The organism is Corynebacterium sp. H113 (assembly GCF_037572315.1).
GTDB lineage: Bacteria > Actinomycetota > Actinomycetes > Mycobacteriales > Mycobacteriaceae > Corynebacterium.
On the sequence record NZ_JBBHKZ010000004.1, the window covers coordinates 314,260 to 336,890 of the forward strand.

The following is a 22,631-nucleotide window of genomic DNA, read 5'->3' on the forward strand; positions in this document are numbered from 1 at the left end:
GGAAGGTAAAGAACAATGGCGAAGCGCCTTGATCTGAACGACGTCAACATCTACTACGGTGATTTCCACGCAGTTAAGGAAGTCAACCTGCATGTACCACCACGCTCGGTTACCGCATTCATCGGCCCATCCGGCTGTGGTAAGTCCACTGTTCTTCGTTCCCTGAACCGTATGCACGAGGTTATCCCAGGCGCATACGTCAAGGGCGAGGTTCTTCTTGATGGCGAGAACATCTACGGACCAAAGGTTGACCCAGTGTCCGTTCGTAATACCATCGGCATGGTTTTCCAGCGTCCAAACCCATTCCCAACCATGTCCATCGAGGACAATGTTGTTGCGGGTCTGAAGCTTTCGGGCGTGAAAAATCGTGCGCGTCTGAAGGAAGTTGCAGAGAAGTCTCTCCGCAGCGCAAACCTGTGGGATGAAGTTAAGGACCGTCTTGACAAGCCAGGCGGTGGCCTCTCCGGTGGTCAGCAGCAGCGTCTGTGCATTGCTCGTGCAATCGCAGTTGAGCCAGAAGTTCTCCTCATGGACGAGCCTTGCTCCGCTCTCGACCCAATCTCGACTCTGGCAATCGAGGACCTGATCCACGAGCTGAAGGAAGAATTCACCATCGTCATCGTGACGCACAACATGCAGCAGGCTGCTCGTGTGTCCGACCAGACCGCGTTCTTCTCCCTCGAAGCTACTGGCAAGCCAGGTCAGCTTGTTGAAGTTGGCCCAACCAAGAAGATCTTCGAGAACCCAGACAAGAAGGAAACCGAAGACTACATTTCGGGTCGTTTCGGCTAAGTCGAGCGCGTCCGCGAAGTTGTGTGTTTAGCGACGAGCTGTCGTCGCAAAGCCTGAAAGCGCCACTGTCCAATTCTGGATGGTGGCGCTTTTGCAGTCGTATAGCCTGTTGTCGTCATCCAGTGGCTAAGCCAGTCACCTGGAGACAGCAGTCAAACTCTAGTTCCGGGCTGTGGAAAGCACGAATCCAGCAACACTATCCTCAAGAGGAAGTGCGGCTGGGTTCGGTGATCAGCGTGGGGTACATGCTTGATGACTAATCGTTGAGCATGCTCTCGCTACATGGTGAAGTGACGCTCCAAGTACTCCAGGCGACGTGAGATAGAGTCACGCTGTTTCTCATCCTCGATTCGTTCGAGGTAATCGCCCCACTTGTATCCGGTAGCCAAGTAGACAACTCGGGTTGAAACCTCAACAGCATGGTCTGCGTAGCGTTCGAAGTAGCGACTAAGCAGCGTGATGTCGACTGTTTGAGCAGGAGTGCCAGTCCATTCTGGTGACGTGGTGACCTGAAGCAGGTGCGCATGAATATCATCAATTGCATCATCATCGTGATTGACCTTCATGGCCAGATCAACGTCGTAATCGATGAGGACTTGGCGCGTGTCATGCGTCAATTGGTCGGAGACTTTAGCCATCTCCTGGAAGAAACCAGTGATATCTTCTGGCAAAGCCTTTTCAGGGAAACGGCGACGAGCCACGTTTGCGATGTGTACGGACAAAGCACCCATGCGGGAAATATCTTCCACAATATAGATACCAGACACGACCTGTCGCAGATCTCGTGCAACAGGCGCTTCGCGGGCGAGCAGTTCGAATGCGCGCTCTTCGGCCGACGTGCGAAGCTCGTCTAGCTTGTCGATGCTAGAGAGCACCTGTTCAGCAGCTTCCAAATCGGCATCGAAGAGAGCCTTTGCCGCTGCGCGGTGCATGCCATGGACGTGATCGCACATGACAATGAGGCCATGTGCAAGGGCGTCCATCTGTTCTCGGTAAATAGTGCGCATATCTAAATGTTAAGGGTTAATCGTTTAAGATGCGCGCCCTTGATGATTGGCAGAAAACGATAAAGCGTCTCGTACTTTCTATCGTCAAACTTTCTACCTGCGTGTTTACCGCGATGTGAACACCATTAGTCACAATACTAAAACAGCCTGGAGTAGTGCTGGTCACAGTGTTACCCCTATTGTGGGGTAAACAGCTAGTGGGTCCGAAATCCAGTCACCACGTCGATGGTCATAAAAGTGTAGCTATCCACCTGAATGCATGATGTCAGCGCCCTCTGGAACAGTGTCATCCTCAGGGTCGTCGAGCCATCCTTCTGGCAAGACTACCTTTGCAGGCGAGCCTTGCCTGCCGCGGGCACCATCGGCGTCACACGGCAGAGCCGCGGCATTCGGACCGTCGTAAAGCGGTGCCAATGCATCGTCCAGCTCTTGCAGAGTCGAAACCTGAGCGAGAGCCTTACGTACCTCAGAACCAGCTGGGTAGCCACGCAGGTACCAACTGATGTGCTTGCGAAGATCGCGGCAACCCTTGCGCTCTCCGTCGTGCTCTACTAGTAGCTCAGCGTGGCGACGAATGATAGCAGCCACCTCGCCGAAGGTCGGGGGAGCGGGTACATCTAACCCCCGGAGTTCGGCAGAAAGCTCGGCAAAGAGCCACGGGCGACCGAGGCAGCCACGGCCGACAACGACCCCGTCGCAGCCGGTTTCGTTCATCATGCGACGGGCATCACTTGCCGCGAAAATATCGCCATTGCCAAGAACAGGAATGTCTTCAAAACCAGACGCGACCATGTGCTCTTTCAGACGTGCGATTTCAGACCAATCTGCCTGGCCAGAGTAGCGCTGCGCAGCCGTTCGAGCGTGAAGAGCAACTGATTTCGCGCCTTGTTCAGCTGCAATGCGGCCGGCATCGAGGTGGGTATGGTGTTCGTCATCAATACCGACGCGGAACTTCACCGTGACCGGGATGTCAGTGCCTTCGGTAGCTTTCACTGCAGCTGCCACGATATTCGCAAAGAGGCGACGCTTGTAGGGAAGTGCGGAACCCCCACCTTTTCGAGTTACCTTTGGAACCGGGCAACCAAAGTTCATGTCGATATGATCCGCGAGGTTCTCATCGACGATCTGCTTCGCAGCTTTGTATGTCCACTCTGGATCAGTGGTGTACAGCTGCAGGCTGCGCGGATTCTCTTCTGGGGCGAACGTGGTCATATGCAGCGTCTTTTCGTTGCGTTCGACCAACGCTCGTGCCGTCACCATTTCGCAGACATACAGCCCCGACACCGTTCCGGTCCGCTGCCGTTCCTGCTCACGGCACAGGGTGCGGAAAGCGACGTTTGTGACACCCGCCATCGGTGCGAGCACGACAGGGGATGGCAGCTCGAAAGGTCCGATGTGCAGGCCAGATGCGGAAGAAACGGTGGGGGTAGTCACGGCGGTTATTGTTCCACTTTCGTCCTAATATTGCGAAATTCCTATCGTGGATGCCTGACGACGATCACTGTCCGTTCAGCACGTATGCCCGGCAGGGTCTCGTCGTGAAGGAGCTTCTGCAAGACGTCATCGCTGTGGGTGTCGAGATGCTCGGTGGGTTCGTCGAGAAGCAGGATCGGTGCGTGGGTGAGCAATGCGCGGGCAACGATGAGGCGGCGACGCTGGCCGCCGGAGACACTGTTATCGCCAGCCGCGAGAACAGTAGAGAGACCCTCGGGGAGGGCGGTGAGCCAGTCGCCGAGACCCAGTTCGGTGAGAATCGCGATCATGTCGGCATCCGTAGCGTAGGGGTTGCCGATGGCAAGGTTGTCCCGAATGGTGGTGGCAAAGATATGTTCGTCTTCGGCGACGAAGAGCACTGGTGTACCAGGGGAGCTGGTCAGTTCATGGCCGTCAGCGTCGGTGATATGGACTGTTCCGGAGCGAGGGGGTACGAGACCCGCCAGGGTTTTCAACAAAGTGGTCTTACCGGCACCAGAGGGAGCGATGATTTCTCGACGAGCACCGAAAGGTACATCCGCGTTCCACGTCTGCAAGTCCCGGTCATAGCCGGTGACGAGCGAAAGTGCACGCAGTCGTGGCCGTAGTTCATGGTCAACGTCCACAGCGTAGTGCTGGGGTGTCTGGTCGTCTGAAAGTGGTGTCTCTGTGTCTAGGCCACAGACATCGGATAGCCGGGTCAGAGCATCATGAGCTCGAGCCAACGCTATCGCAGCGCTGGGTAGAACGGACACGGCTTCAAATGCTGCCAACGGAACGAGGACGATGACCGCGAGCCACTCCGGCGTATGAAGTGGTGTGTGGTCTGCTGCCGTGTACGTCCATAGGGCAACGACGATGGTTGCAATCGCAGTGAAAACTGACGCGGCGGTGGACAGTGCATGGCTGGCACCGTCATGAGGTGCAGCGGCTTTTGTAGCGTGAGCCAGCGCCAAGGTGGACTTCTGAGTGCGCGCCAGGGCGGTGTCCAGTTGATTGTGGACGCGTAGCGATGGTGCGTCAGTCAGCACCCGATCCACCGCTGTGGCGTGCTCGTCGAGGGCGGCTGCATGCAAAGCATTGGCCTTCATCGTGCCGCGGTAGACAATCCATGGCGCGGCTACTCCCGCAAAGAGTAAGCCCGTCGCAAGCGCTATCGCAGCCCCCGGTGACAGAAGAGCGGTAAACATGACCGCGAAAAAGGAGGTCAGTGCAGCAACGCAGATAGGGACGAGCGCACGAACGATGACATCGGCAATCGCGTCAACGTCATCACCAAGTCGGGTCAGTACATTTCCCCGTGACCACGTGGACAAGGTGCCTGACCTGGACCGTGCCACTCGAGTCCACATATTCGCACGTGCGTTAGATGCTGCTCGGAAAGCGACATTGTGCGACAAGACACGATCCAAATAGCGGAACGCGGAACGGGAAATGCCAAGGGCACGGACAGCAGTCACTGCGACGGTGATATCCATGACTGGTGGCATCTGCCAGGAGCGGGTAATCAACCACGCCGACACGATCGTCAACGTTAGCGCTGACAACAATGTCACCGTTCCCGCTACTACCGGTCCGACCAGCGCTCGTGCCTTGAGCCCAGTGATTTCTCGCAAGGTAGTGATAATCATGAGGCTTGGGCCTCCAGGTGAGAAACCGTGACGACGGAATCTGCAGCCTCCATCGCAATCGGATCATGACTAGCCATGAGGACTGTATCGCCAGCGTGGGCACGGTCGCGGAGAGTATCCATCATTATGCGTGCATTCGCCTCATCAAGGTGTGCTGTTGGTTCGTCAAGAATGAGCAGCGTGCGCTGCCGGTCGGCTAGTTCGTTGGCGAGGGCGACACGCTGGCGTTGCCCTAGCGACAAATTCGACGTGTCGCCAACCGCGTCGGAATCCAAGACCGGCCGTTGTGGCAGATAGGCGCAGTGCTCCCACAGTTGCTGATCGCGAAGAATCCGAGGTGAGGGTGCCGTCCCGGCAGGCCTCCATTCAGCTGGCTGCCCGCTCGCAACCTGCACTACCGTTGCTGTTCCGCTGATGCCTTCCGTCGCAATGCCGAGCACACCTAACAGTGCCGTAGACTTGCCAGAGCCATTTTCGCCAGCCAGAACTGTGATCTCGCCGGGACGAGCATGCACTGACAAGTTCCACGGACGCTGACCATCTCGCCCCTCAGCCGTGAAACCAGTCAACACCACGTGTAAGCCGGGCCATCCCGACATCAAGACCTGTTCTGGCACTTCATCTACTTGGTTTGCTTGGTCGCTGTGCAACGATTCGTCGTGAAGCACATCCAACACAGCAGCGGAAGCAATCAGACCATCCTGTGCATTATGGAATTGCTTTCCGACGTCGCGAACCGGGGCATACACCTCCGGAATGATGATGAGGACTGCCAAGCCAGCGGATAATGCCATGGCTCCGTCGAGGAGTCGGAAACCAATGCCGACGGCGACAAGAGCGACCGAGATGGTTGCGAAGAACTCCAACACCATGCCAGATAAGAAGGCGATTCTCAGCACGCCCATGGTCGAGGTGCGGTGCGCTTCCGAAAGGCGCTTGACCTCATGTGTCGGGGCATCAATAGTTCCATGTGCGCGAAGCGTCGGCAGTCCGACGACGAGATCGAGGATCTGATCGCGCAGAGTGCCTACATCGCGTAGCCGCTGTTCCGTCTTGCCCTGAGTGAGCAGGCCTACCAACCACATGAACACGGGAATCAGCGGCAGCGTGATTATCGCAATGACAAACGACCCGAGATCAAGCCACGCTACCGCTGCCAGCGCCACCGGAGTGGAAATACACATCGCAACAAGTGACGGGAGGAACCCGGAAATATAGGGGCTCAAACCGTCGATTCCGGTGGTGGTGATTGCTCGCCACAACGGAACATCAATCGTGCGGGGATCGGACACAGCGAGGCGGGAGAGTACGCGCTGACGTAGATCTGCAATTACCTGCGCAGCAGCAAGTTTCCCGAAACGCTCCAACGCCCACGCCACGGTAATGCGTACCACGGCGCAGGCAATCAGCCACGTGAACTTCGATGCATGGCGTTCCCACAACTGTGACGGAGATGCCGGAGAAATGATCATGTCAGCTGCAATGGTCGCCACGATCATGCCCATGCCGATCACAGCAACGCTGCCGATTGCAGTGAGAACGCCAGATAATACGATCCATTGGCGCGCCGGGCGAGAATGCCGAAGGAGACGGGGGTCGACGGGCTTGATAGTGCTCACTCCTAGACCACGAATGACAAAACTGCGAGAGTTAGAAAAACAGAAGCTGGCTCAATCCGAGAATACGTTTCCCGAGTTGAGCCAGCTTTCATGCACAAATAGTCGAGCAACAACGTAGCAGTTGTGCGCCTGCTAGGCAGTGACAGGTTCTGCCACAATACGTTTGCGGAAAACCCAGTACGTCCATCCCTGGTAGGCGATCACCAATGGAGTGATGAAGAGCGCAGACCAGGTCATGATTGTCAGGGTGTACGGATTCGACGCCGAGTTCCAGATATCCAACGTGACTCCGTCCGCCAAGGTTGTTGGCATCAGGTTAGGGAACAAGGATCCGAACGCCAGAGCAGTGACTGACAGTACTGCAAACGATGTTGCAAGGAATGACAAACCATCCTTGCCCATCTTCACAAATACAGCACCTGCTATTACGCCAAGAAGAGCGATAACCGTTGGGATCCAGGTCCAAGCCTTACCGTGTGCCAGCTGAGTCCAAATGACGAATGGCGCTCCGAAAACGACGGCGAGAGCAGCCACGATCGTGAGCGAATTGCCCACTTCTTCGCGGATACTACCGGCGGTCTTCAAGCGAAGGAATGCCACTGCATGTAGGACGAATACTGCAGTCAGGGCGACGCCACCCAGCAAACCGTAAGGGTTGAGCAAGCCAAGCAGCCCGCCAAGGCCAGCGTCCATCTGCCGGTTTGCATCAATAGGGATGCCACCTAGCAAGTTGGCGACAGCTACACCCCAGAGGACTGGTGGTAGCCAGGAGCCGACGATGATTGCTGCGTCGCACCAACGACGCCACTTTTCATCCGCGACCTTGAACCGCCATTCCAAGCCCACAATGCGGACGATCAAGCCAATCAGAATCAAGAACAAGGGCAGGTAGAAACCGGAGAACATGGTCGCATACCACTCGGGAAATGCTGCAAAAAGTGCACCTCCAGCGGTAATCAACCACACTTCGTTGCCATCCCACACTGGACCAATGGTCTTGAGAAGTGCAGCACGGCGATTCTCATCTCGACCGACAAACGGCAACAGAATACCGACGCCGAAGTCAAAACCTTCAAGCAAGAAGTAGCCCGCAAACAGCACGGCTACGAGTACGAACCAGATGACAGGCAATTCCAAACCGAACATGACAGATTCACCTACTTTTCGTTCTCATCGTCGCGTGCGGCGAAACGGACTGGTTGCGGAATACGTGCGCCAATGGCGGTGGCTACCGGAGCAGATGGGCCAGGAGCAGCCGAAGGATCATCTGCTGGGTGAGCACCCGTAGTGGCAGCGCCGTCGTGAAGCACTGGTGCATCTTCAGTTGGGGGACCAGCAATCACGGCGCGCTTAATGAGCCAGAACCACACGACTGCAAGTGCCGCGTAGACCAGCGTGAAGCCAACCAGGGTCAGGATTACTGTTGCTGGTGCGTGGTTGGACACACCCATGTCGACGGTCATGCGGATGAGCTCAGTGCGGGAGTCTCCGACTGATTCAGGATTCGGATGCACGATCCATGGCTGACGTCCCATTTCCGTAAAGATCCAACCAGCGGAGTTAGCGAGGAATGGAAACGGAATAGCAATCAGACTGCACGTCGCGAAAATGCTAGCCATCTTGCCCTGCGGTGTACGGCCGTTGCGTGTGAACAGCCATGCGAAAAAGGCAATAGCCAGCGAACCGACCATCAGGCCAATCATTGCTCGGAACGACCAGTACGTAACGAACAAGTTGGGAGAGTAGTTGCCGGGGCCGTACAGAGCCTCGGCCTTCTGCTGCAGATCAAGGACACCCTCGAGAGTGACACCCGAGAACTTGCCATCTGAAAGGAATGGCAGCACCCAAGGCAGCTCGATCAGGTGGTGGACAGATTCACAGTTGTTGTGCGTACCGATGGTGAGAACCGAGAACATTGGATCGGTCTGGGTATGACAAAGAGATTCGGCCGAAGCCATCTTCATCGGCTGCTGCACGAACATCAGCTTCGCCTGGATATCGCCGGTTACAGCGACACCAATCGACGATAAGATCGTTGCCCAGAAGCCAACCTTCATTGCTGAGCGGTGGGTCTTGTTCTTACTGTCTCGAACGACCCACCAGCCTGCAACACCGAGAATAAACGTGCCTGCAGTCAGGAATGAACCCGCAACTGCGTGGGGGAATGCAGCGAGAGCTGTGGGGTTGGTGAGCAACGCGCCGAAGTCGTTAAGCTCCGCACGTCCAGTTTCAGGGTTGTACACGGCGCCAACTGGATGCTGCATGAACGAGTTGGCCACGATGATGAAATATGCAGACAAGTTGACTGCCAGAGCCACAATCCAGATAGACAGTGTGTGCAGCCATGCAGGAATTCGACCCCATCCGAAGATCCACAATCCAAGGAATGTCGATTCAAGGAAGAAGGCGATGAGACCTTCGAGCGCCAGCGGGCCACCGAATACGTCGCCGACCATGCGCGAATACTCCGACCAGTTCATGCCGAACTGGAATTCTTGGACGATACCGGTGGCAACGCCCATCGCAAAGTTAATGATGAACACAGTTCCGAAGAACCGTGTTGCCTTATACCAGTGAGCCTTCTTAGTGGTGACCCAGAACGTTTGCATGAGCGCAACGAGAGGAGCCAAACCGATCGTTAATGGAACAAATATGAAGTGATAGACAGTGGTAATGCCAAATTGCCACCGCGATATATCGACGACATCCATAGAAAAACCTCATTTGTTAAACGACGCACATTTTGGTCGCTTTTAGCGAGTTCACTTAGTAGGTCGTTAAATCCGCTAATAAAGTTCCGAATTATGGGAGGGGGGGTATTGTGGTGTTGGTCTCATTGGGTGGGTTAGTGGCTCTGACCTGCAATTGTCGGTGTCTTGGGTAGGGCGATTACCCAATGAAAAACGTGAGCGCTAGAATCTTCACTCACGGGCCTCTAGCTCAGTTGGTAGAGCTGCGGACTTTTAATCCGTAGGTCGCGGGTTCGAGCCCCGCGGGGCCCACAAAATGCCTGCAGTCACGCGACTGCAGGCATTTTTGTGTCTAGATGCCGCTTGGATCGGCGCACACTGTTTTCCCAGAAACCGCCTGGTGCGCCTATACGGGGTGGTAAGTAGTGTTCAGGCTATTTCGTTTCCTAGGAGAAGGTATGTCTGATCGTATTGCTAATTCCGCACTTCGTGCGAAGGTCACCACCCCAGAAGCTGCTGCAGAATTCGTTAAGCACGGGGATCGTGTCGGTATTTCCGGTTTCACAGGCTTTGCCTGCCCTAAAGAGCTTCCCGGTGCCATCGCGACGCGAGCTAAGGAGCACCAGGAGCGCGGAGAAGCTTTCCAGATCGACCTCCTCACTGGCGCATCGATTTCCGCTACGTGTGACGGCGTTCTCGCAGAGGCAAATGCTATTCGCTTCCGCATGCCGTACCAGGGTGAGCCAACGATGCGTAAGTCGGTAAACGCCGGCAGCATGCTTTACGACGATGTCCACCTGTCCCACTCCGCCAAGCAGATTTCTGAAGGCTACTTTGGCGCAATCGACGTCGCCATCGTGGAAGCACTACGAATCACTGAAGAGGGGCATATCGTCCCGTCATCAGGTATCGGCAATTCGGTCGAACTCCTCGATGCGGCGAAGAACATCATCATTGAGGTTAATGAATGGCCATCCCTTGATCTCGAAGGTATGGCGGACATCTACCGCATTGGTACCTCACCAGGGAGGCAGCCGATTCCGATTACGAGCACGGGAGACCGTATCGGCACGACCTACATCGATATCGATGTAAGCAAGGTAGTCGCGGTTGTAAAGACGAATGGGCCGGACTCGAACGGGCCGTTCAAGCCGTTTGACGAGATTTCCGAGAAGATCGCAGGTTTCTACCTCGATTTCCTGGAGGGCGAGGTAGCCGCTGGTCGTCTCTCCTATGACAATTACGTGATGCAGTCCGGTGTCGGCAATGTACCTAATGCGGTTATGGCCGGGTTGTTGGAATCGAAATTCGAAAACATTCACGCGTACACGGAGCTTATCCAGGATGGCATGATCGACCTGATTGATGCCGGCAAAATGGAAGTAGCCTCTGCTACAGCATTCGGTCTGTCGGCAGAGTACGCCGAGCGTCTCAACCGTGATGCAGCGAAATACCGCGACAAGATCATCCTGCGTCCGCTCCAGGTCTCGAACCACCCTGAAGTTATCCGTCGTCTCGATGTGGTGGCGGCAAACGGCATGCTCGAGGCTGACATTTACGGCAACGTGAACTCCACCCACATCGCTGGCTCTCGCATCATGAACGGCATCGGCGGTAGTGGTGACTTCACGCGCAACTCCTACATTTCGTCTTTCATTACGACGTCTGAGGCGATGGGAGGCAAGATTTCTGCGGTTGTGCCGATGGTGTCCCACCACGACCACACCGAGCACGACGTGATGGTGGTGGTCTCGGAGTATGGCTATGCGGACCTGCGGGGCCTAGCGCCTCGTGAGCGCGTCGCAAAGATGATTTCAATTGCACACCCTGACTACCGCCCGATGTTGGAGGAGTACTACGAGCGGGCTCTGAAAGCCACCCCGTTCATGCAGACTCCGCATGACCTGGAAACTGCATTCGACTTCCACAAGCGTTTCCTCTTGGAAGGTTCCATGAAGGGGAAGTAGGGCTGCTTAAGCTTCGGGAGGCATTCCCATCACCACCGTGAAATCCGATGGATTTCGATAGTGCTCCACCGCGGCGTGAATTGGCGCTTCAAAGCGGTGGAGCATTGGCGGTAGCTCGTTGACAGGAACCCATGCGACATTGCTGGATTCGTCATCCGCCACGTGCGCTGCCGTACTGCCCTTAGGGCAGCAGCGAAACCATACGCTAAGGTAGCTCGCCTTGTCGCCGTTGGCATGAACGAGTGGTGGAATAGTAACTACACCGATGACCGCCTCGACATCCACTGCAACGCCCGTCTCCTCAAGAACCTCCCGAGCCGCGGTCACGTGTGCTTCTTCGCCGGGCTCGCAAATTCCGGTAATAGGAGTCCATTCACCGTTATCGCTGCGCTGCACGAGCAAGACCTCGAGAGTGCTCGAATCGCAGTCGCGCTCTCGAAGCACCACCGATGTTGTACCGGGCAGCCACAGCAAGTCATGTCCTATTTTCTCGCGAATATCCACGATGAACTGTGGAGTAGGCATAGCTACCAAGTCCTTTCGGTCTGGCTTTGCACGGTGGCTTTGCGACGGTCGTCGTAAAGTAAAACCTGTGTCCAAAACTAGCAAAAAACACTCGAAAAGGTGGCTGTGAACTGCTGTTTTGTACTTTCTATGCCTTATGATTTAGGCTTTCTATCGTTGCTTACAGCGAAAGCAAGAGCAATATGAAGCCGGGCTCCCATCGTCTAGAGGCCTAGGACTCCGCCCTTTCACGGCGGCAACACGGGTTCGAATCCCGTTGGGAGTACCACTAAAATTCTTTTTAGTTTTCTTCATGGCCCTGTGGCGCAGTTGGTTAGCGCGCCGCCCTGTCACGGCGGAGGTCGCGGGTTCAAGTCCCGTCAGGGTCGCAATTATGTGAAGGCACAGACTCTAGGTCTGTGCCTTTTTTGCTTTTCCCGGGTGGGTTATTTGTTGAGTTCCACGGAGCCAACGCTCCTCAATTTCCGTGCTCTGCAGGTACGATTTCCTGAAATGTTGTCAATCGCGTGCCGTTAAGACGTGGAATAGGGGATCAGCATGGGCTTCTTTAGCAAGTTGTTTGGCTCCGAGTGGAAGGTTGGCGAACTTGAGGCGGCCACCTTGGTTAAAGGCGGTGCTCGTTTGCTTGATGTGCGCACTGCTGCAGAGCGGAAGTCTCAGCCGCTGAAGAAGTCGGCTCATATACCGGTTCACGAATTGTCGTCTCGCAGTAAAGAACTGAACAAGAAGCGTCCAATCGTAGCGGTATGTGCGCATGGTCCCCGAGCTCGTCGTGCGGCAAGCGTGCTGCGGAAGGAAGGCTTCGAAGCCTACTGGTTGGCCGGTGGCGTAAGCTCCTGGAATGCAACACAGTAGAGAGCTGTTTCACATTGGGCTAAATTGCGGGTGACCTGGTGATTTGTGGCTTTCATGCCATTCTGTGTAAAGTAACCTCTCGTGCAAGGATGAAAGTCCAAGCGCGGCAGATGTCTGCAAAGACATTTTGGCCCTGTGGCGCAGTTGGTTAGCGCGCCGCCCTGTCACGGCGGAGGTCGCGGGTTCAAGTCCCGTCAGGGTCGCCAGCTTTTCCTTATGGTGAAGCTATGGCCAGATAGCTCAGTCGGTAGAGCGTCCGCCTGAAAAGTGGAAGGTCAGCGGTTCGATCCCGCTTCTGGCCACAATGTAGCCCCAGTTGGTTCGTCAACTGGGGCTTTTGTGTCGGTGTTACCTCCATCGAGGCAAGAAATGCGTCGAGTTTCAACATTTCTCACTATATGGACCACGAGTTTCGGGGACATTGCTTAACCGCGAATTGGGGTCGCTAGTATGGGGGTTATGACCACTGAGTACGCTTCCGCCGGCACGATGTCTGGCGACGCAACCTTGCCATCGGTAATTCGTATTTTCCTCTATACCGATGGTGCAGGCCGTAAGGAGGCTGCGGCAAAAATTAAAGCTGCGCTGACTGAATTCGCTCCTGAGAGTGAAGCCACGGTCTACGAGGATGTCATGCCGGATGTCGATCGCACGTCGTCGTTGGCTGATTTGTGGGCACAGGCAAACCCTGGTCAGGATCCAGGCGATCGCGCGCGTCAGCGTATCTCTGTCATCGTTCCAGGGTTGTCCCACGCGGAACTGGCTGATTTGTCCGGTCCGCTCGCAGACATTGTGAGCCCAGGGTGGCGTTCAGGCCATGCAGCTGAGCGCGCAGAGTCCGAAGGCAATGTTCCATGCCGTGTAGCCGTCGGCGTTGCTGATGAGCATCCTGGCGAACCTCCACTTATCCAGAATTAAAGACGACGCGTTTGCTGTCCTAGTACACTCAAACAAACAAGCGCTGTTGCCAAAGTTCTGAAAGAAGGAAGTAACCATGTCGCAGGAAATTACCCACGATAAGGACGCCTCACGTTACGTCATTACTGTCGACGGTGCCGAGGCTGGTTTCGCAGCTTATGAGACCGCTGGTGACGCCCTGGACTTCAACCACACTGAGGTCTACCCAGAGTTCCAGGGCCAGGGGCTGTCTAAGCCACTCGTTAAGGCTGCGCTTGACGACGTTCGAGTGAACGGTCGCACGATCATCCCATCCTGCTCAGCCGTGGAGCGGTTTATCGCCAAGAATCCTGAATACCAGGATGTCGTGCAGAAGTAGCCAGTTACATCGAAGTAGTTCGTACTTCATGTGGATAGAAGAAACCCCAGGCAAATGCCTGGGGTTTTGCTGTAGTCGAGGGGAATCCGCTTAGCTGCGGTCGCCGTCGCCTTGCACGTAGGTAGCAGGATCACACAGCTTTTCATGCTCTGTTGGTTTGGCCTGCCGTACCTTGCCTGGGATGCCGACAACAATGGAGTTCGGAGGGCAATCCTTCGTGACAACCGAGTTCGCACCGATGCTAGAGCCGGCCCCGATTACAACTGGGCCAAGTACTTTGGCGCCAGCACCGACAGTGACGCCGTTTTCCAGCGTGGGATGACGCTTGACCTTCTCGAGGCTGCGGCCACCGAGGGTGACACCGTGGTACAGCATGCAGTCGTCACCAATTTCAGTGGTTTCACCAATAACAATGCCCATGCCGTGGTCGATGAAGAAACGTCGGCCGATGGTTGCGCCGGGGTGAATCTCGACGCCAGTGAGGAAGCGGGTGAATTGCGCCAAAACTCGCGCAACTCCCTTGGCTGCTCCGCCTCGCTTCCATAGGCGATGAGCTAACCGATGTGCCCAAATCGCATGGAGGCCAGAGTAGACAACAGCGTTTTCCACGTCTCCACGAGCAGCTGGGTCGTGATTACGTGCGTTGTCCAGATCCTCCTTGAGGATCTCGAAGATACGGTTCATAGGGAAACACCTTACAGAGTGGAATGAGACCACGAACAGTGCTGCCTGAAATTACGGCATACTGTCGTGGCCTCATGGAGGTTGAAGGCGTCTAGGGACTTAGTTACGCAGGTCTTCGTAGAGGATTGACGATACGTAACGCTCGCCAAAGTCAGGAACGATGACGACGATCGTCTTGCCTTCAGCTTCTGGTCGAGCAGCGATCTCGAGTGCTGCCTTGATGTTTGCACCGGCAGAAATGCCGCCCAAGATACCCTCGGCGGTCGCTACCTCACGCGAGACTGCAATTGCGTCTTCGTTGCTGATCGCGATCACTTCGTCGAGAAGCTCGCGGTCCAATACCTCTGGGATGAAGTTCGCGCCAATTCCCTGAATCTTGTGTGGGCCAGCGTTGCCCTCGGTAAGAAGTGGGGAAGAAGCAGGCTCGACGCCGACGATCTTGATGTCGGAGTTGTATCGGCGCAGGGTCTTGCCGGTGCCGGTGACCGTGCCACCCGTGCCAATGCCCGCCACGAAGTAGTCGATATTGCCATCGGTGTCCGCCCAGATTTCTTCACCAGTGGTGATTTCATGAATTGCTGGGTTGGCAGGGTTGTCGAACTGGGAAGCAAGGATCGAGTTCTCCGTCGAAGCCACGATCTCCTTTGCCTTATCGACGGCACCCTTCATGCCATCTGCGCCTGGAGTCAGTACCAGCTCGGCGCCAAATGCGCGTAGGAGAACACGACGCTCGGAGCTCATCGTGTCCGGCATAGTCAAGATGACCTTGTAACCGCGCGCTGCGCCCACCATAGCCAGCGCAATGCCGGTATTTCCGGAGGTTCCTTCGACAATTGTGCCACCTGGCTTGAGTTCGCCGGACTTTTCAGCTGCATCGATAATCGCCTTGCCGATTCGGTCCTTCACGCTATTAGCCGGGTTGTAGTACTCAAGCTTCGCTACGACGGTTCCTGGAAGGCCCTCGGTTACGCGGTTGAGTTTAACCAGCGGGGTGCCGCCGATGAGTTCAGTGACATCGTTGTGGATTGTCATTTGTAGTCTTTCCCTTCACTGTTTGTGAGATTCATTGTCTAATCGTCGAATTCAACGGCGAGTGTACGCGCAACTATTCCATTTGTACAGACTGGTTAGTCTATTTGCGGCAGGGGTCGGGCAGGTATGTGTTTATCTGTGCAGGTAGTGGGCGTGATTGCAGGGTTGGCCACTGAACAGATGTGTAGCGGTAGGCAATCGAGAATGTTCGTAAGTGACTGCTAAAATCAATTCTGATCGACGGTGGACGGGAATGTCTTGAAAATGGACAGCGGCCCTCGCCACTGTGATCGAGGTGACTCCAACCGACAGTTGGTGCCACGTGATGCATCGTGCTCGATGGAAAAGGTGCGGTGACGTTGCGGAAGGCGTCGGTTTGGTCGCAAACTGCAATGCAGATTCGCGCATGGTGGTTGCGTGCCTCGTCAGCCAGGAGACCGGCCGTCGCATCGCCCCAGCCGCATACGCGGTTGGATTCACCGTGCGTCATCCACGAGGTGATGGGTGTCGCGGAAAGAAGAAGAAAATGCATATTGCAGAGGGATTTCTCCCTGTAAGCCATGCAATTGGTTGGTCTGTTGCCTCGGCGCCATTTCTCATTCATGGTGCGGTTCGGGTGAAGAAGACGCTGAAAGAGCATCCCGGATCCGGCATGTTGTTGGGCGCGGCGGGTGCGTTCACATTTGTCCTGTCGGCACTGAAGATTCCATCTGTGACGGGGTCTACCTCGCACCCGACGGGAACCGGATTTGGTGCGGTGGTGTTCAAGCCACCAGTGATGGCGCTGCTGGGCACCATCGTGTTGCTATTCCAGGCGTTATTGCTTGCTCACGGCGGCATTACGACGCTTGGTGCCAATGTGTTCTCGATGGCTGTCGTTGGTCCGTGGGTAGGCTATGCCGGCTATCTATTAGCGCGAAAACTGGGGAGTGGCTTGCTCCCCGCAGTTTTTGTCGCCGCGTTCTTGGCTGACTTGTCCACGTACTGTGTCACTTCGGCTCAGCTCGCGTTGGCTCACCCGGCAGATCCTGGCGGGTTCCTCGGTGCACTTGCGACTTTCATGGGCATTTTCGCTATCACTCAGATCCCACTAGCCGTCATCGAGGGTCTGCTCACCGTTTTGGTAGTTCGTGCGTTGCGAGCTGTAGCAGCAAAGGAACTGTTTGGTCTCGGCGTGCTCACTCGCAGCGAAGTATCAGACAGTGTTGCAGCTGAAGTTGCAGCGGAGTACGAAGACAACACACGTGACGACGTCGCGGTCAAGCAGGGAGCGTAAAACACCATGTCCACCAAAGACACAACAAAAAACAATGGCTGGATTACCGCGCTGATCATCGCAGCGATCGCTCTGCTGGCCGCGTTTCCTATGTTCTTCAACTTTGGCGATCCCGAGGCGGAGGAATCGTTCGGAGGAGCCGACGGTGCAGCAACGGAGTTGGTTGAAGAATCCAACCCTGACTACAAACCATGGTTTAAACCTGTAATCGGAGAACTTCCTGGAGAAGTTGAGTCCGGTATTTTTGCCCTCCAAGCTGGCCTCGGGGCTGGAGTTCTTGGGTACGTGCTGGGCAACTATCGTGGTCGCTCTCAGGAACGGAGCCGTCGTGAAGCTGACAATGCTTCTCGAAGCGCAGCTGATGTAGGAAACACCACGTCCTAATGAACGCCCTGGAAGTAGCGGCCGCAGCAAGTCTGTGGGCGCAGCGAAATGTGGGCGAGAAAGTACTGCTGTTCGGTGGGCTACTGCTGCTGGTGATCTCGCTATCACCCTGGGCAGTAGCTCCTCTAGTTTTCGCCATCGCGGTTGTCACAGCGTGGATTGCACGAGTACCAATGCGATTGCTCGCAGCCATGGTCATTGCGCCAGCCACTTTTGTATTAGTGGGGATCACTCCGCTTTTAGTGTCCGTGTCCGCAGAGGGCATCATGTGGTCACCGACTGGGCCACAGCGGGCGGCAGAAGTGGTCATGAGATCTATTGCGGGCATAACCTGCACGATGACGTTTGCGTTGACTACTCCCATGTCAGAACTCTTGGTGTGGCTGGAACGCCGTGGGATTCCGCGGTCCATCACCTACGTTGCCGAGCTGACGTACCGCATGACAGACTCTCTGATCGCTACTGCGCGTGGCATGCACGAATCACAAGCACGCAGGCTGGGGCATACGACTCGACGTGGGATGGTAACCGGCGTGGCAGCACAATCTGCGAACCTTTTCATCGTGGCTTTTGCCCGCGCACAAAAGCTCCAAGACGGTCTAGAACTTCGAGCGGAGCCAGGCGCAACGAGGGTTTTGGCTGAGATACGGCCCGTCGATAAGCGATTCGTCGTGGTTTCTGTCGGGCTGCTTTTCGCGGTACTTGCAGTGTGGGCGATAATTCAGTGGTACGTGCCAGATCTAACGCGGTGAGGAGGAATTTCAATGCCAGATCCAATTCTTACGGCGTCTGAGCTCGGTTTTTCGTACCCCGGTATGCAGATTCTCGACGCGATCAATATGGATATTCATCCTGGCGAAAAGCTTGCGCTCCTCGGTGCGAACGGTTCTGGGAAATCCACGTTGATGCGGATGTTGGCAGGGTCGCTTGTCCCGTCGACGGGCAGCATTTCTCTGGACGATGCTCCCTACACATACGGGCGTCGCGGTCGAAATAGGATTCGGGGCAGTGTCCAAATGGTGACGCAGGATCCCGACGAACAGCTTTTCGCCGTTACTGTTTCTGCGGATGTGTCGTATGGGCCAGCGAACCAAGGCCTCGAAGAACCTGAGATCCGCGCCCGCGTTCGCGAGGCCATGGACGCTGCCGAGATCTCAGATCTTGCGGATCGCGTTCCACACCAACTGTCCTTTGGCCAGCGCAAACGGGTGGCTCTAGCCGGAGCTTTGGCGATGCGCCCACGGATCTTGCTTCTCGACGAACCGACAGCAGGGCTCGACCCTGCCTCAACGGCGAGGCTCCTGGACACTCTTCAACGTCTCCATACCGGCGGTACCGCAATCGTCATGGCTACGCACGATGTCAACATTGCTTGGAATTTTGCACATAGGGCAGCGGTGATCGTCGAAAAGAAGCTCGTGGTGGGTGAGCCGAATGATGTTTTGCTGAGGTCCGAATTGATCAACAAAGCGCGACTCACGTTGCCGTGGGCACCAGTGGTATCTGAGGCGTTGGGGCGAACGGTGAGGACTCCCGCCGATATTCTCGGTGAGAAATAGTCGCTAACTGACCAGTTAGAAGCGTGTTTTCCACTGTGGGGCCTTCGCGTAGTGACGTCGCAGCTCGTGCACTGGAGCACACCTAAACTAAGAGGACCCATGGAACAGCACGCCGGAAGTGCAGCAAACGTGTCGCGTCGTCTACCTGCAGGCTTTCACGTCACGCCTGTCCACGGGCGCCCTCAGTGGCCGGATCACCAGGATCCGACGCAACAGGTAGGTGTTCGGGCTCACTGGCGTTTGTCTTATCGGTGGCTTTTGATGACTGCCGCACAAATGCTGGCAGCACCACACGATAGATGGCCTACTTTTCGACGCTTCCCAGGTGAGCTGATTCACCCAGTGCACATGTCGAATTTCGTTCCAGTTGACCGCTGCGGGACAGCTCCGGAATTTCACCGGATTCCCTCTTGCGCTTGACAATGAAAGTTCGGATCACTTGGAGGAATGACGCAAAACGATCAGACAAGACCTGGTGCACATGCCAGCATACGAAATTTCGGAGGCGCGATACACGATTCCCGTTGTGGGGGTAGCAAACTTGCACAATTACAGGACAATCAAAGATAACGTGGACAAACTGTGAATCATGCGAATTGTTAATATGCATTAAAGTTGTGGGAAAGTGACAATTTTTGAGCGCTGTTTAGTAGTGGTGTGATTTTTGCCTCAATGCAGGGGCACCCAAACGGAGGGTAATATCTAACCTGTACGAAATTTCGCCCCCGCTTGGGTTGCCCCGGCGGGTGGTTTCCGCGGAGCAGGAGGATGCTAGATGGACCCCCACCGCATTCTGGATGATGCAGAGGTTATTAAGTCGTCTCTCGTGACGCTTAAGAATGCCACCGGGATTCCGGTCACCATGTATGCAGAGGTCACTGAGCACGGGAAGATGCAGATTAGCCATTGGGTTGGCTTGCGCACTCCCGCTATGCAGAACTTGGTAATAGAGTCTGGCGCAGGTGTTGGTGGCCGCGTGCTGGCGACTCGTCGTCCGGTAGGTGTGAGTGACTACCTTCGCGCGAAGGTGATCACGCATGAATACGACCAGGCAGTGAAAGACGAAGGCCTGCACTCGTTGGTTGCAGTTCCAGTTATTGTGAGCCGATTGGTTCGTGGCGTCTTGTACGCAGGGGTGCATTCGTCGGTGCGACTAGGGGACAAGGTCCTCGAAGAGGTCACCATGACTGCGCGTTGCTTGGAACAAGACCTGGCGGTCGTAGATGCATGTCGCAACATGGACCGCACGAGTGGCGGTAAGGGCGGCCGAATAATGAACGGCGCCGAGTGGGAGCAGGTTCGCTCTACGCACTCGAAGCTGCGCATGTTGGCCAACCGGGTCGATGACGAAAAGCTTCGTCAGGAACTCGAGGAACTGTGCGATCAGATGGTCACCCCAGTTCGCGTCAAGCAGACCACCAAGCTGTCTGCGCGTGAGCTCGATGTCTTGGCATGCGTCGCACTCGGTCACACGAATGTCGAGGCCGCCGAAGAAATGGGTATTGGTGCTGAAACGGTGAAGTCGTACTTGCGCTCGGTGATGCGCAAGCTGGGTGCTCACACCCGTTACGAAGCCGTGAACGCCGCGCGTCGAATTGGCGCGCTGCCATAAGCTTCATGTCGTACAAACGTTGATGGGGTCGTCGTTAAGTTTTCCGCTTAACGACGACCCCGTTTGTATATATCGCTACTGATCGCGCTGACCGCCCGGAACCCACTTAACATCATCGCCATTGTTGGCGACGCGACCCAGAATGAACAAGAGGTCGGACAGCCGGTTTAAGTACTTTGCGGGAAGTACCGAGGTGGTGTCAGGAAATTCGCGGACGGCAGCCCATGCCGAACGTTCCGCGCGCCGAGTGACGACCCGAGCCGTGTGCAGCCACGCTGCGGACTGCGTACCACCTGGCAAAATGAACGAATCTAGATTCGGCAGATCCTCGTTGAACTGGTCGCACCACTTCTCTAGCTGCTCGATGTACTCCGGGGTAATGCGCAGCGGTGGATACTTTGGGTTCTCTTCGATCGGGGTAGACAGGTCTGCGCCGGCATCAAAGAGATCATTCTGGACGTGACGGATGACCTTTGCGACGTCGTCGGAAAGCTCGCCCAGAGCAATAACATGACCGAGAGCTGTGTTCGCTTCGTCGCAGTCGGCGTAGGCGATCAGTCGTGGATCGTCCTTCGGAACCCGGGAAAAGTCAGAAAGGCCGGTGGTTCCGTCGTCGCCCGTGCGAGTGTAAATGCGTGTGAGATGTACAGACATACACCCAGCCTAAGCGTGAATCGCAAAAGTGTGGTTGGGTAGGTTGCGTGGGAAATGAACGATTCCTTGTCAAAGGTGGCGCGCAGCTGAGCGGGCAGGTCCGCGTGTCTGGCGCGAAAAACTCCGTGCTCAAGCTGATGGGCGCAGCCCTGCTTGCCGAAGGCACGACTGTTCTTACAAACTGCCCTGAAATTGATGACGTACCGCTGATGCAAAAGGTGCTCGAAGGATTGGGCTGCACCGTCGAGCGTGATCGGGATGTCATCCGCATTGATGTTCCCCAGAGCATCTCTCCAGTCGCTGACTTCGAGGCGGTTCGTCAGTTCCGAGCATCAGTATGTGTGCTCGGGCCGTTGACATCGCGGTGCCGCAAGGCTGTAGTTGCGCTGCCTGGTGGCGATGCCATTGGTTCTCGCCCTTTGGATATGCATCAGTCTGGTTTGGAGAAGCTGGGTGCGCGGACGTTCATTCATCATGGTTGCGTCGTGGCAGAAGCCGATGGCTTGCATGGTGCGAACATCAAGTTGGACTTCCCGTCGGTGGGTGCAACCGAGAACATCGTGACGGCTGCTGTGTTGGCAGAGGGCCACACAGTGTTGGACAACGCTGCTCGTGAACCTGAGATCGTCGACTTGTGCAACATGTTGATCGAGATGGGTGCGAAGATCCAGGGTGCGGGTTCGAATACCATCACTATCGATGGCGTGAAGTCCTTGAACCCCGTGACACACGAGGTCGTTGGTGACCGAATTATTGCTGGTACGTGGGCTTATGCTGCGGCTATGACCGGTGGAGATGTCACTGTTGGTGGCATTAATCCGCGTCACCTGCATCTTCCGCTGGAGAAGCTGAAGAACGCGGGTGCTCAGATCGAGACGTTTACCAACGGATTCCGCATTCGTATGGATGGCCGCGCACAGGCAGTCAACTACCAAACTCTGCCTTTCCCGGGATTCCCCACTGACTTGCAGCCGATGGCAATTGCACTCTCCGCAGTGAGCGAAGGAACCAGCGTTCTCACCGAGAATGTATTCGAGTCGCGTTTCCGCTTCGTCGACGAAATGATTCGACTCGGCACTGATGCCACCATCGATGGTCACCATGTCATGATCCGTGGCAAGGACAAGCTGAGTTCCGCTCCCGTATGGTCTTCGGACATTCGTGCCGGAGCTGGACTCGTACTCGCGGGTCTGTGTGCGGAGCCGGGGGATGTCACCGAAGTGCACGATGTCTACCACATTGATCGTGGCTACCCATGCTTCGTAGAAACGCTGACTGCGCTCGGCGCAGAAATCGAACGCGTCTCCTAGTTCCAAGACACGTTAAGTAAGAACACAACAGGCGGCATCCTTCTTGGGTGCCGCCTTCTCCATTTCTGACAGCTGTTTCCAGCAATATTCCGCTTCTCGACGGTGTCAATAGGGCTAAAAAACACATGCGACCAGCGGAGTTGGCCTTTGTTGGAGCGGTATGTGTATTGTTATCGGAGTCAGCGCGACGGGCTGCGGCCGGTGGTTGTGGTTGTTGTGTTGGTGGGGATGGTTTCGTTCCTTGTTGTGGTTCGGGTCTGGTTTGACTTTGTTCTGCGGGGTTTG

At 55.7% G+C, this 22,631-nt stretch carries 21 protein-coding genes, 5 tRNA genes and 2 riboswitches; of the genes, 16 read left to right on the top strand and 10 right to left on the bottom strand.

Going from position 1 to position 22,631, the window contains the following annotated elements:
* Positions 1-15 precede the first annotated feature (15 nt).
* On the top strand, positions 16-792 hold the full coding sequence (gene pstB / locus WG938_RS09755; RefSeq protein ID WP_339980015.1) for a phosphate ABC transporter ATP-binding protein PstB: 777 nt from the start codon (positions 16-18) through the stop codon (positions 790-792).
* Positions 793-1,070: 278 nt separating this feature from the next.
* Here pstB and phoU read toward each other — a convergent pair whose 3' ends face one another.
* The 6 genes from phoU to WG938_RS09785 all read right to left on the bottom strand — a co-directional run bounded on the left by phoU (position 1,071) and on the right by WG938_RS09785 (position 9,233).
* On the bottom strand, positions 1,071-1,799 hold the full coding sequence (gene phoU / locus WG938_RS09760; RefSeq protein WP_339980017.1) for a phosphate signaling complex protein PhoU: 729 nt from the start codon (positions 1,797-1,799) through the stop codon (positions 1,071-1,073).
* A gap of 243 nt (positions 1,800-2,042) precedes the next feature.
* A complete protein-coding gene (gene dusB, locus WG938_RS09765; RefSeq protein ID WP_339980019.1) occupies positions 2,043-3,233 on the bottom strand; it encodes a tRNA dihydrouridine synthase DusB in 1,191 nt (396 codons plus the stop codon).
* A gap of 41 nt (positions 3,234-3,274) precedes the next feature.
* The gene (gene cydC / locus WG938_RS09770; RefSeq protein ID WP_339980020.1) at positions 3,275-4,903 is read right to left on the bottom strand and encodes a thiol reductant ABC exporter subunit CydC; all 1,629 of its coding nucleotides are present in this window, start codon (positions 4,901-4,903) and stop codon (positions 3,275-3,277) included.
* Positions 4,900-6,522, bottom strand: a complete 1,623-nt coding sequence (locus WG938_RS09775; RefSeq protein WP_339980021.1) for an ABC transporter ATP-binding protein/permease — start codon at positions 6,520-6,522, stop codon at positions 4,900-4,902. Before WG938_RS09775 ends, cydC begins: the two co-directional genes overlap by 4 nt.
* A 132-nt stretch (positions 6,523-6,654) precedes the next feature.
* Positions 6,655-7,659 (bottom strand): cytochrome d ubiquinol oxidase subunit II, encoded by a 1,005-nt coding sequence (gene cydB, locus WG938_RS09780; RefSeq protein ID WP_339980055.1) that lies wholly within the window; start codon positions 7,657-7,659, stop codon positions 6,655-6,657.
* A 20-nt stretch (positions 7,660-7,679) separates the two neighbouring features.
* On the bottom strand, positions 7,680-9,233 hold the full coding sequence (locus WG938_RS09785; RefSeq protein ID WP_339980023.1) for a cytochrome ubiquinol oxidase subunit I: 1,554 nt from the start codon (positions 9,231-9,233) through the stop codon (positions 7,680-7,682).
* 218 nt (positions 9,234-9,451) lie between these two features.
* Here WG938_RS09785 and WG938_RS09790 point away from each other — a divergent pair.
* A tRNA-Lys gene (locus WG938_RS09790) sits at positions 9,452-9,524 on the top strand.
* A gap of 146 nt (positions 9,525-9,670) precedes the next feature.
* Positions 9,671-11,179, top strand: coding sequence for a succinate CoA transferase (locus WG938_RS09795; protein WP_339980024.1), 1,509 nt, complete (start codon positions 9,671-9,673; stop codon positions 11,177-11,179).
* A 6-nt stretch (positions 11,180-11,185) separates the two neighbouring features.
* On the opposite strand, the gene WG938_RS09800 is transcribed toward WG938_RS09795, so the two are convergent.
* Complete coding sequence (locus tag WG938_RS09800; RefSeq protein WP_339980026.1) at positions 11,186-11,704, bottom strand: NUDIX hydrolase; 519 nt, start codon at positions 11,702-11,704, stop codon at positions 11,186-11,188.
* 192 nt (positions 11,705-11,896) lie between these two features.
* On the opposite strand from WG938_RS09800, the gene WG938_RS09805 reads away from it, so the two are divergent.
* From WG938_RS09805 to WG938_RS09835, 7 genes are all read left to right on the top strand, one after another.
* Positions 11,897-11,972: transfer RNA gene (locus tag WG938_RS09805), tRNA-Glu, on the top strand.
* Between the two features lie 26 nt (positions 11,973-11,998).
* A tRNA-Asp gene (locus WG938_RS09810) sits at positions 11,999-12,072 on the top strand.
* 169 nt (positions 12,073-12,241) lie between these two features.
* Complete coding sequence (locus tag WG938_RS09815) at positions 12,242-12,559, top strand: rhodanese-like domain-containing protein (RefSeq protein ID WP_339980027.1); 318 nt, start codon at positions 12,242-12,244, stop codon at positions 12,557-12,559.
* A 129-nt stretch (positions 12,560-12,688) separates the two neighbouring features.
* A tRNA-Asp gene (locus WG938_RS09820) sits at positions 12,689-12,765 on the top strand.
* Between the two features lie 23 nt (positions 12,766-12,788).
* Positions 12,789-12,861, top strand: a tRNA-Phe gene (locus WG938_RS09825).
* A 157-nt stretch (positions 12,862-13,018) separates the two neighbouring features.
* The gene (locus WG938_RS09830) at positions 13,019-13,477 is read left to right on the top strand and encodes a hypothetical protein (RefSeq protein WP_339980028.1); all 459 of its coding nucleotides are present in this window, start codon (positions 13,019-13,021) and stop codon (positions 13,475-13,477) included.
* A gap of 76 nt (positions 13,478-13,553) precedes the next feature.
* Positions 13,554-13,835, top strand: a complete 282-nt coding sequence (locus tag WG938_RS09835; protein WP_339980029.1) for a GNAT family N-acetyltransferase — start codon at positions 13,554-13,556, stop codon at positions 13,833-13,835.
* A 90-nt stretch (positions 13,836-13,925) separates the two neighbouring features.
* Here WG938_RS09835 and epsC read toward each other — a convergent pair whose 3' ends face one another.
* Together epsC and cysK are read right to left on the bottom strand one after the other, a co-directional pair.
* On the bottom strand, positions 13,926-14,519 hold the full coding sequence (epsC, locus tag WG938_RS09840; protein ID WP_339980030.1) for a serine O-acetyltransferase EpsC: 594 nt from the start codon (positions 14,517-14,519) through the stop codon (positions 13,926-13,928).
* A gap of 99 nt (positions 14,520-14,618) precedes the next feature.
* Positions 14,619-15,551, bottom strand: a complete 933-nt coding sequence (gene cysK, locus WG938_RS09845; protein ID WP_339980031.1) for a cysteine synthase A — start codon at positions 15,549-15,551, stop codon at positions 14,619-14,621.
* Between the two features lie 224 nt (positions 15,552-15,775).
* A riboswitch (cobalamin riboswitch) is annotated at positions 15,776-16,011 on the top strand.
* Between the two features lie 66 nt (positions 16,012-16,077).
* Between cysK and WG938_RS09850 the strand changes: the two genes are divergently transcribed.
* The 5 genes from WG938_RS09850 (at position 16,078) to ramA (ending at position 20,382) form a co-directional block, all read left to right on the top strand.
* Complete coding sequence (locus WG938_RS09850; RefSeq protein WP_339980056.1) at positions 16,078-16,827, top strand: energy-coupling factor ABC transporter permease; 750 nt, start codon at positions 16,078-16,080, stop codon at positions 16,825-16,827.
* Positions 16,828-16,833: 6 nt separating this feature from the next.
* Complete coding sequence (locus tag WG938_RS09855) at positions 16,834-17,211, top strand: energy-coupling factor ABC transporter substrate-binding protein (protein WP_339980032.1); 378 nt, start codon at positions 16,834-16,836, stop codon at positions 17,209-17,211.
* The gene (cbiQ, locus tag WG938_RS09860; protein WP_339980033.1) at positions 17,211-17,963 is read left to right on the top strand and encodes a cobalt ECF transporter T component CbiQ; all 753 of its coding nucleotides are present in this window, start codon (positions 17,211-17,213) and stop codon (positions 17,961-17,963) included. Before WG938_RS09855 ends, cbiQ begins: the two co-directional genes overlap by 1 nt.
* A gap of 12 nt (positions 17,964-17,975) precedes the next feature.
* Positions 17,976-18,770 (top strand): energy-coupling factor ABC transporter ATP-binding protein, encoded by a 795-nt coding sequence (locus WG938_RS09865; protein WP_339980035.1) that lies wholly within the window; start codon positions 17,976-17,978, stop codon positions 18,768-18,770.
* Between the two features lie 198 nt (positions 18,771-18,968).
* A riboswitch (cobalamin riboswitch) is annotated at positions 18,969-19,228 on the bottom strand.
* A 317-nt stretch (positions 19,229-19,545) separates the two neighbouring features.
* On the top strand, positions 19,546-20,382 hold the full coding sequence (gene ramA / locus WG938_RS09870; RefSeq protein ID WP_339980037.1) for an acetate metabolism transcriptional regulator RamA: 837 nt from the start codon (positions 19,546-19,548) through the stop codon (positions 20,380-20,382).
* Positions 20,383-20,457: 75 nt separating this feature from the next.
* Here ramA and WG938_RS09875 read toward each other — a convergent pair whose 3' ends face one another.
* A complete protein-coding gene (locus WG938_RS09875) occupies positions 20,458-21,036 on the bottom strand; it encodes a cob(I)yrinic acid a,c-diamide adenosyltransferase (protein WP_339980039.1) in 579 nt (192 codons plus the stop codon).
* 47 nt (positions 21,037-21,083) lie between these two features.
* Between WG938_RS09875 and murA the strand changes: the two genes are divergently transcribed.
* Entirely contained in the window at positions 21,084-22,346 is a 1,263-nt protein-coding gene (murA, locus tag WG938_RS09880; RefSeq protein ID WP_339980040.1) for a UDP-N-acetylglucosamine 1-carboxyvinyltransferase, read from the top strand.
* Positions 22,347-22,631 lie beyond the last annotated feature (285 nt).

Bases quoted from the DNA above. Each gene is read 5' to 3' on its own strand.
- pstB (WP_339980015.1), top strand. From the start codon at position 16: ATGGCGAAGCGCCTTGATCTGAACGACGTCAACATCTACTACGGTGAT.
- phoU (WP_339980017.1), bottom strand. From the start codon at position 1,799: ATGCGCACTATTTACCGAGAACAGATGGACGCCCTTGCACATGGCCTC.
- cydC (WP_339980020.1), bottom strand. From the start codon at position 4,903: ATGATTATCACTACCTTGCGAGAAATCACTGGGCTCAAGGCACGAGCG.
- WG938_RS09785 (WP_339980023.1), bottom strand. From the start codon at position 9,233: ATGGATGTCGTCGATATATCGCGGTGGCAATTTGGCATTACCACTGTC.
- WG938_RS09795 (WP_339980024.1), top strand. From the start codon at position 9,671: ATGTCTGATCGTATTGCTAATTCCGCACTTCGTGCGAAGGTCACCACC.
- WG938_RS09800 (WP_339980026.1), bottom strand. From the start codon at position 11,704: ATGCCTACTCCACAGTTCATCGTGGATATTCGCGAGAAAATAGGACAT.
- WG938_RS09815 (WP_339980027.1), top strand. From the start codon at position 12,242: ATGGGCTTCTTTAGCAAGTTGTTTGGCTCCGAGTGGAAGGTTGGCGAA.
- WG938_RS09830 (WP_339980028.1), top strand. From the start codon at position 13,019: ATGACCACTGAGTACGCTTCCGCCGGCACGATGTCTGGCGACGCAACC.
- WG938_RS09835 (WP_339980029.1), top strand. From the start codon at position 13,554: ATGTCGCAGGAAATTACCCACGATAAGGACGCCTCACGTTACGTCATT.
- epsC (WP_339980030.1), bottom strand. From the start codon at position 14,519: ATGAACCGTATCTTCGAGATCCTCAAGGAGGATCTGGACAACGCACGT.
- cysK (WP_339980031.1), bottom strand. From the start codon at position 15,551: ATGACAATCCACAACGATGTCACTGAACTCATCGGCGGCACCCCGCTG.
- WG938_RS09850 (WP_339980056.1), top strand. From the start codon at position 16,078: ATGCATATTGCAGAGGGATTTCTCCCTGTAAGCCATGCAATTGGTTGG.
- WG938_RS09855 (WP_339980032.1), top strand. From the start codon at position 16,834: ATGTCCACCAAAGACACAACAAAAAACAATGGCTGGATTACCGCGCTG.
- cbiQ (WP_339980033.1), top strand. From the start codon at position 17,211: ATGAACGCCCTGGAAGTAGCGGCCGCAGCAAGTCTGTGGGCGCAGCGA.
- WG938_RS09865 (WP_339980035.1), top strand. From the start codon at position 17,976: ATGCCAGATCCAATTCTTACGGCGTCTGAGCTCGGTTTTTCGTACCCC.
- ramA (WP_339980037.1), top strand. From the start codon at position 19,546: ATGGACCCCCACCGCATTCTGGATGATGCAGAGGTTATTAAGTCGTCT.
- WG938_RS09875 (WP_339980039.1), bottom strand. From the start codon at position 21,036: ATGTCTGTACATCTCACACGCATTTACACTCGCACGGGCGACGACGGA.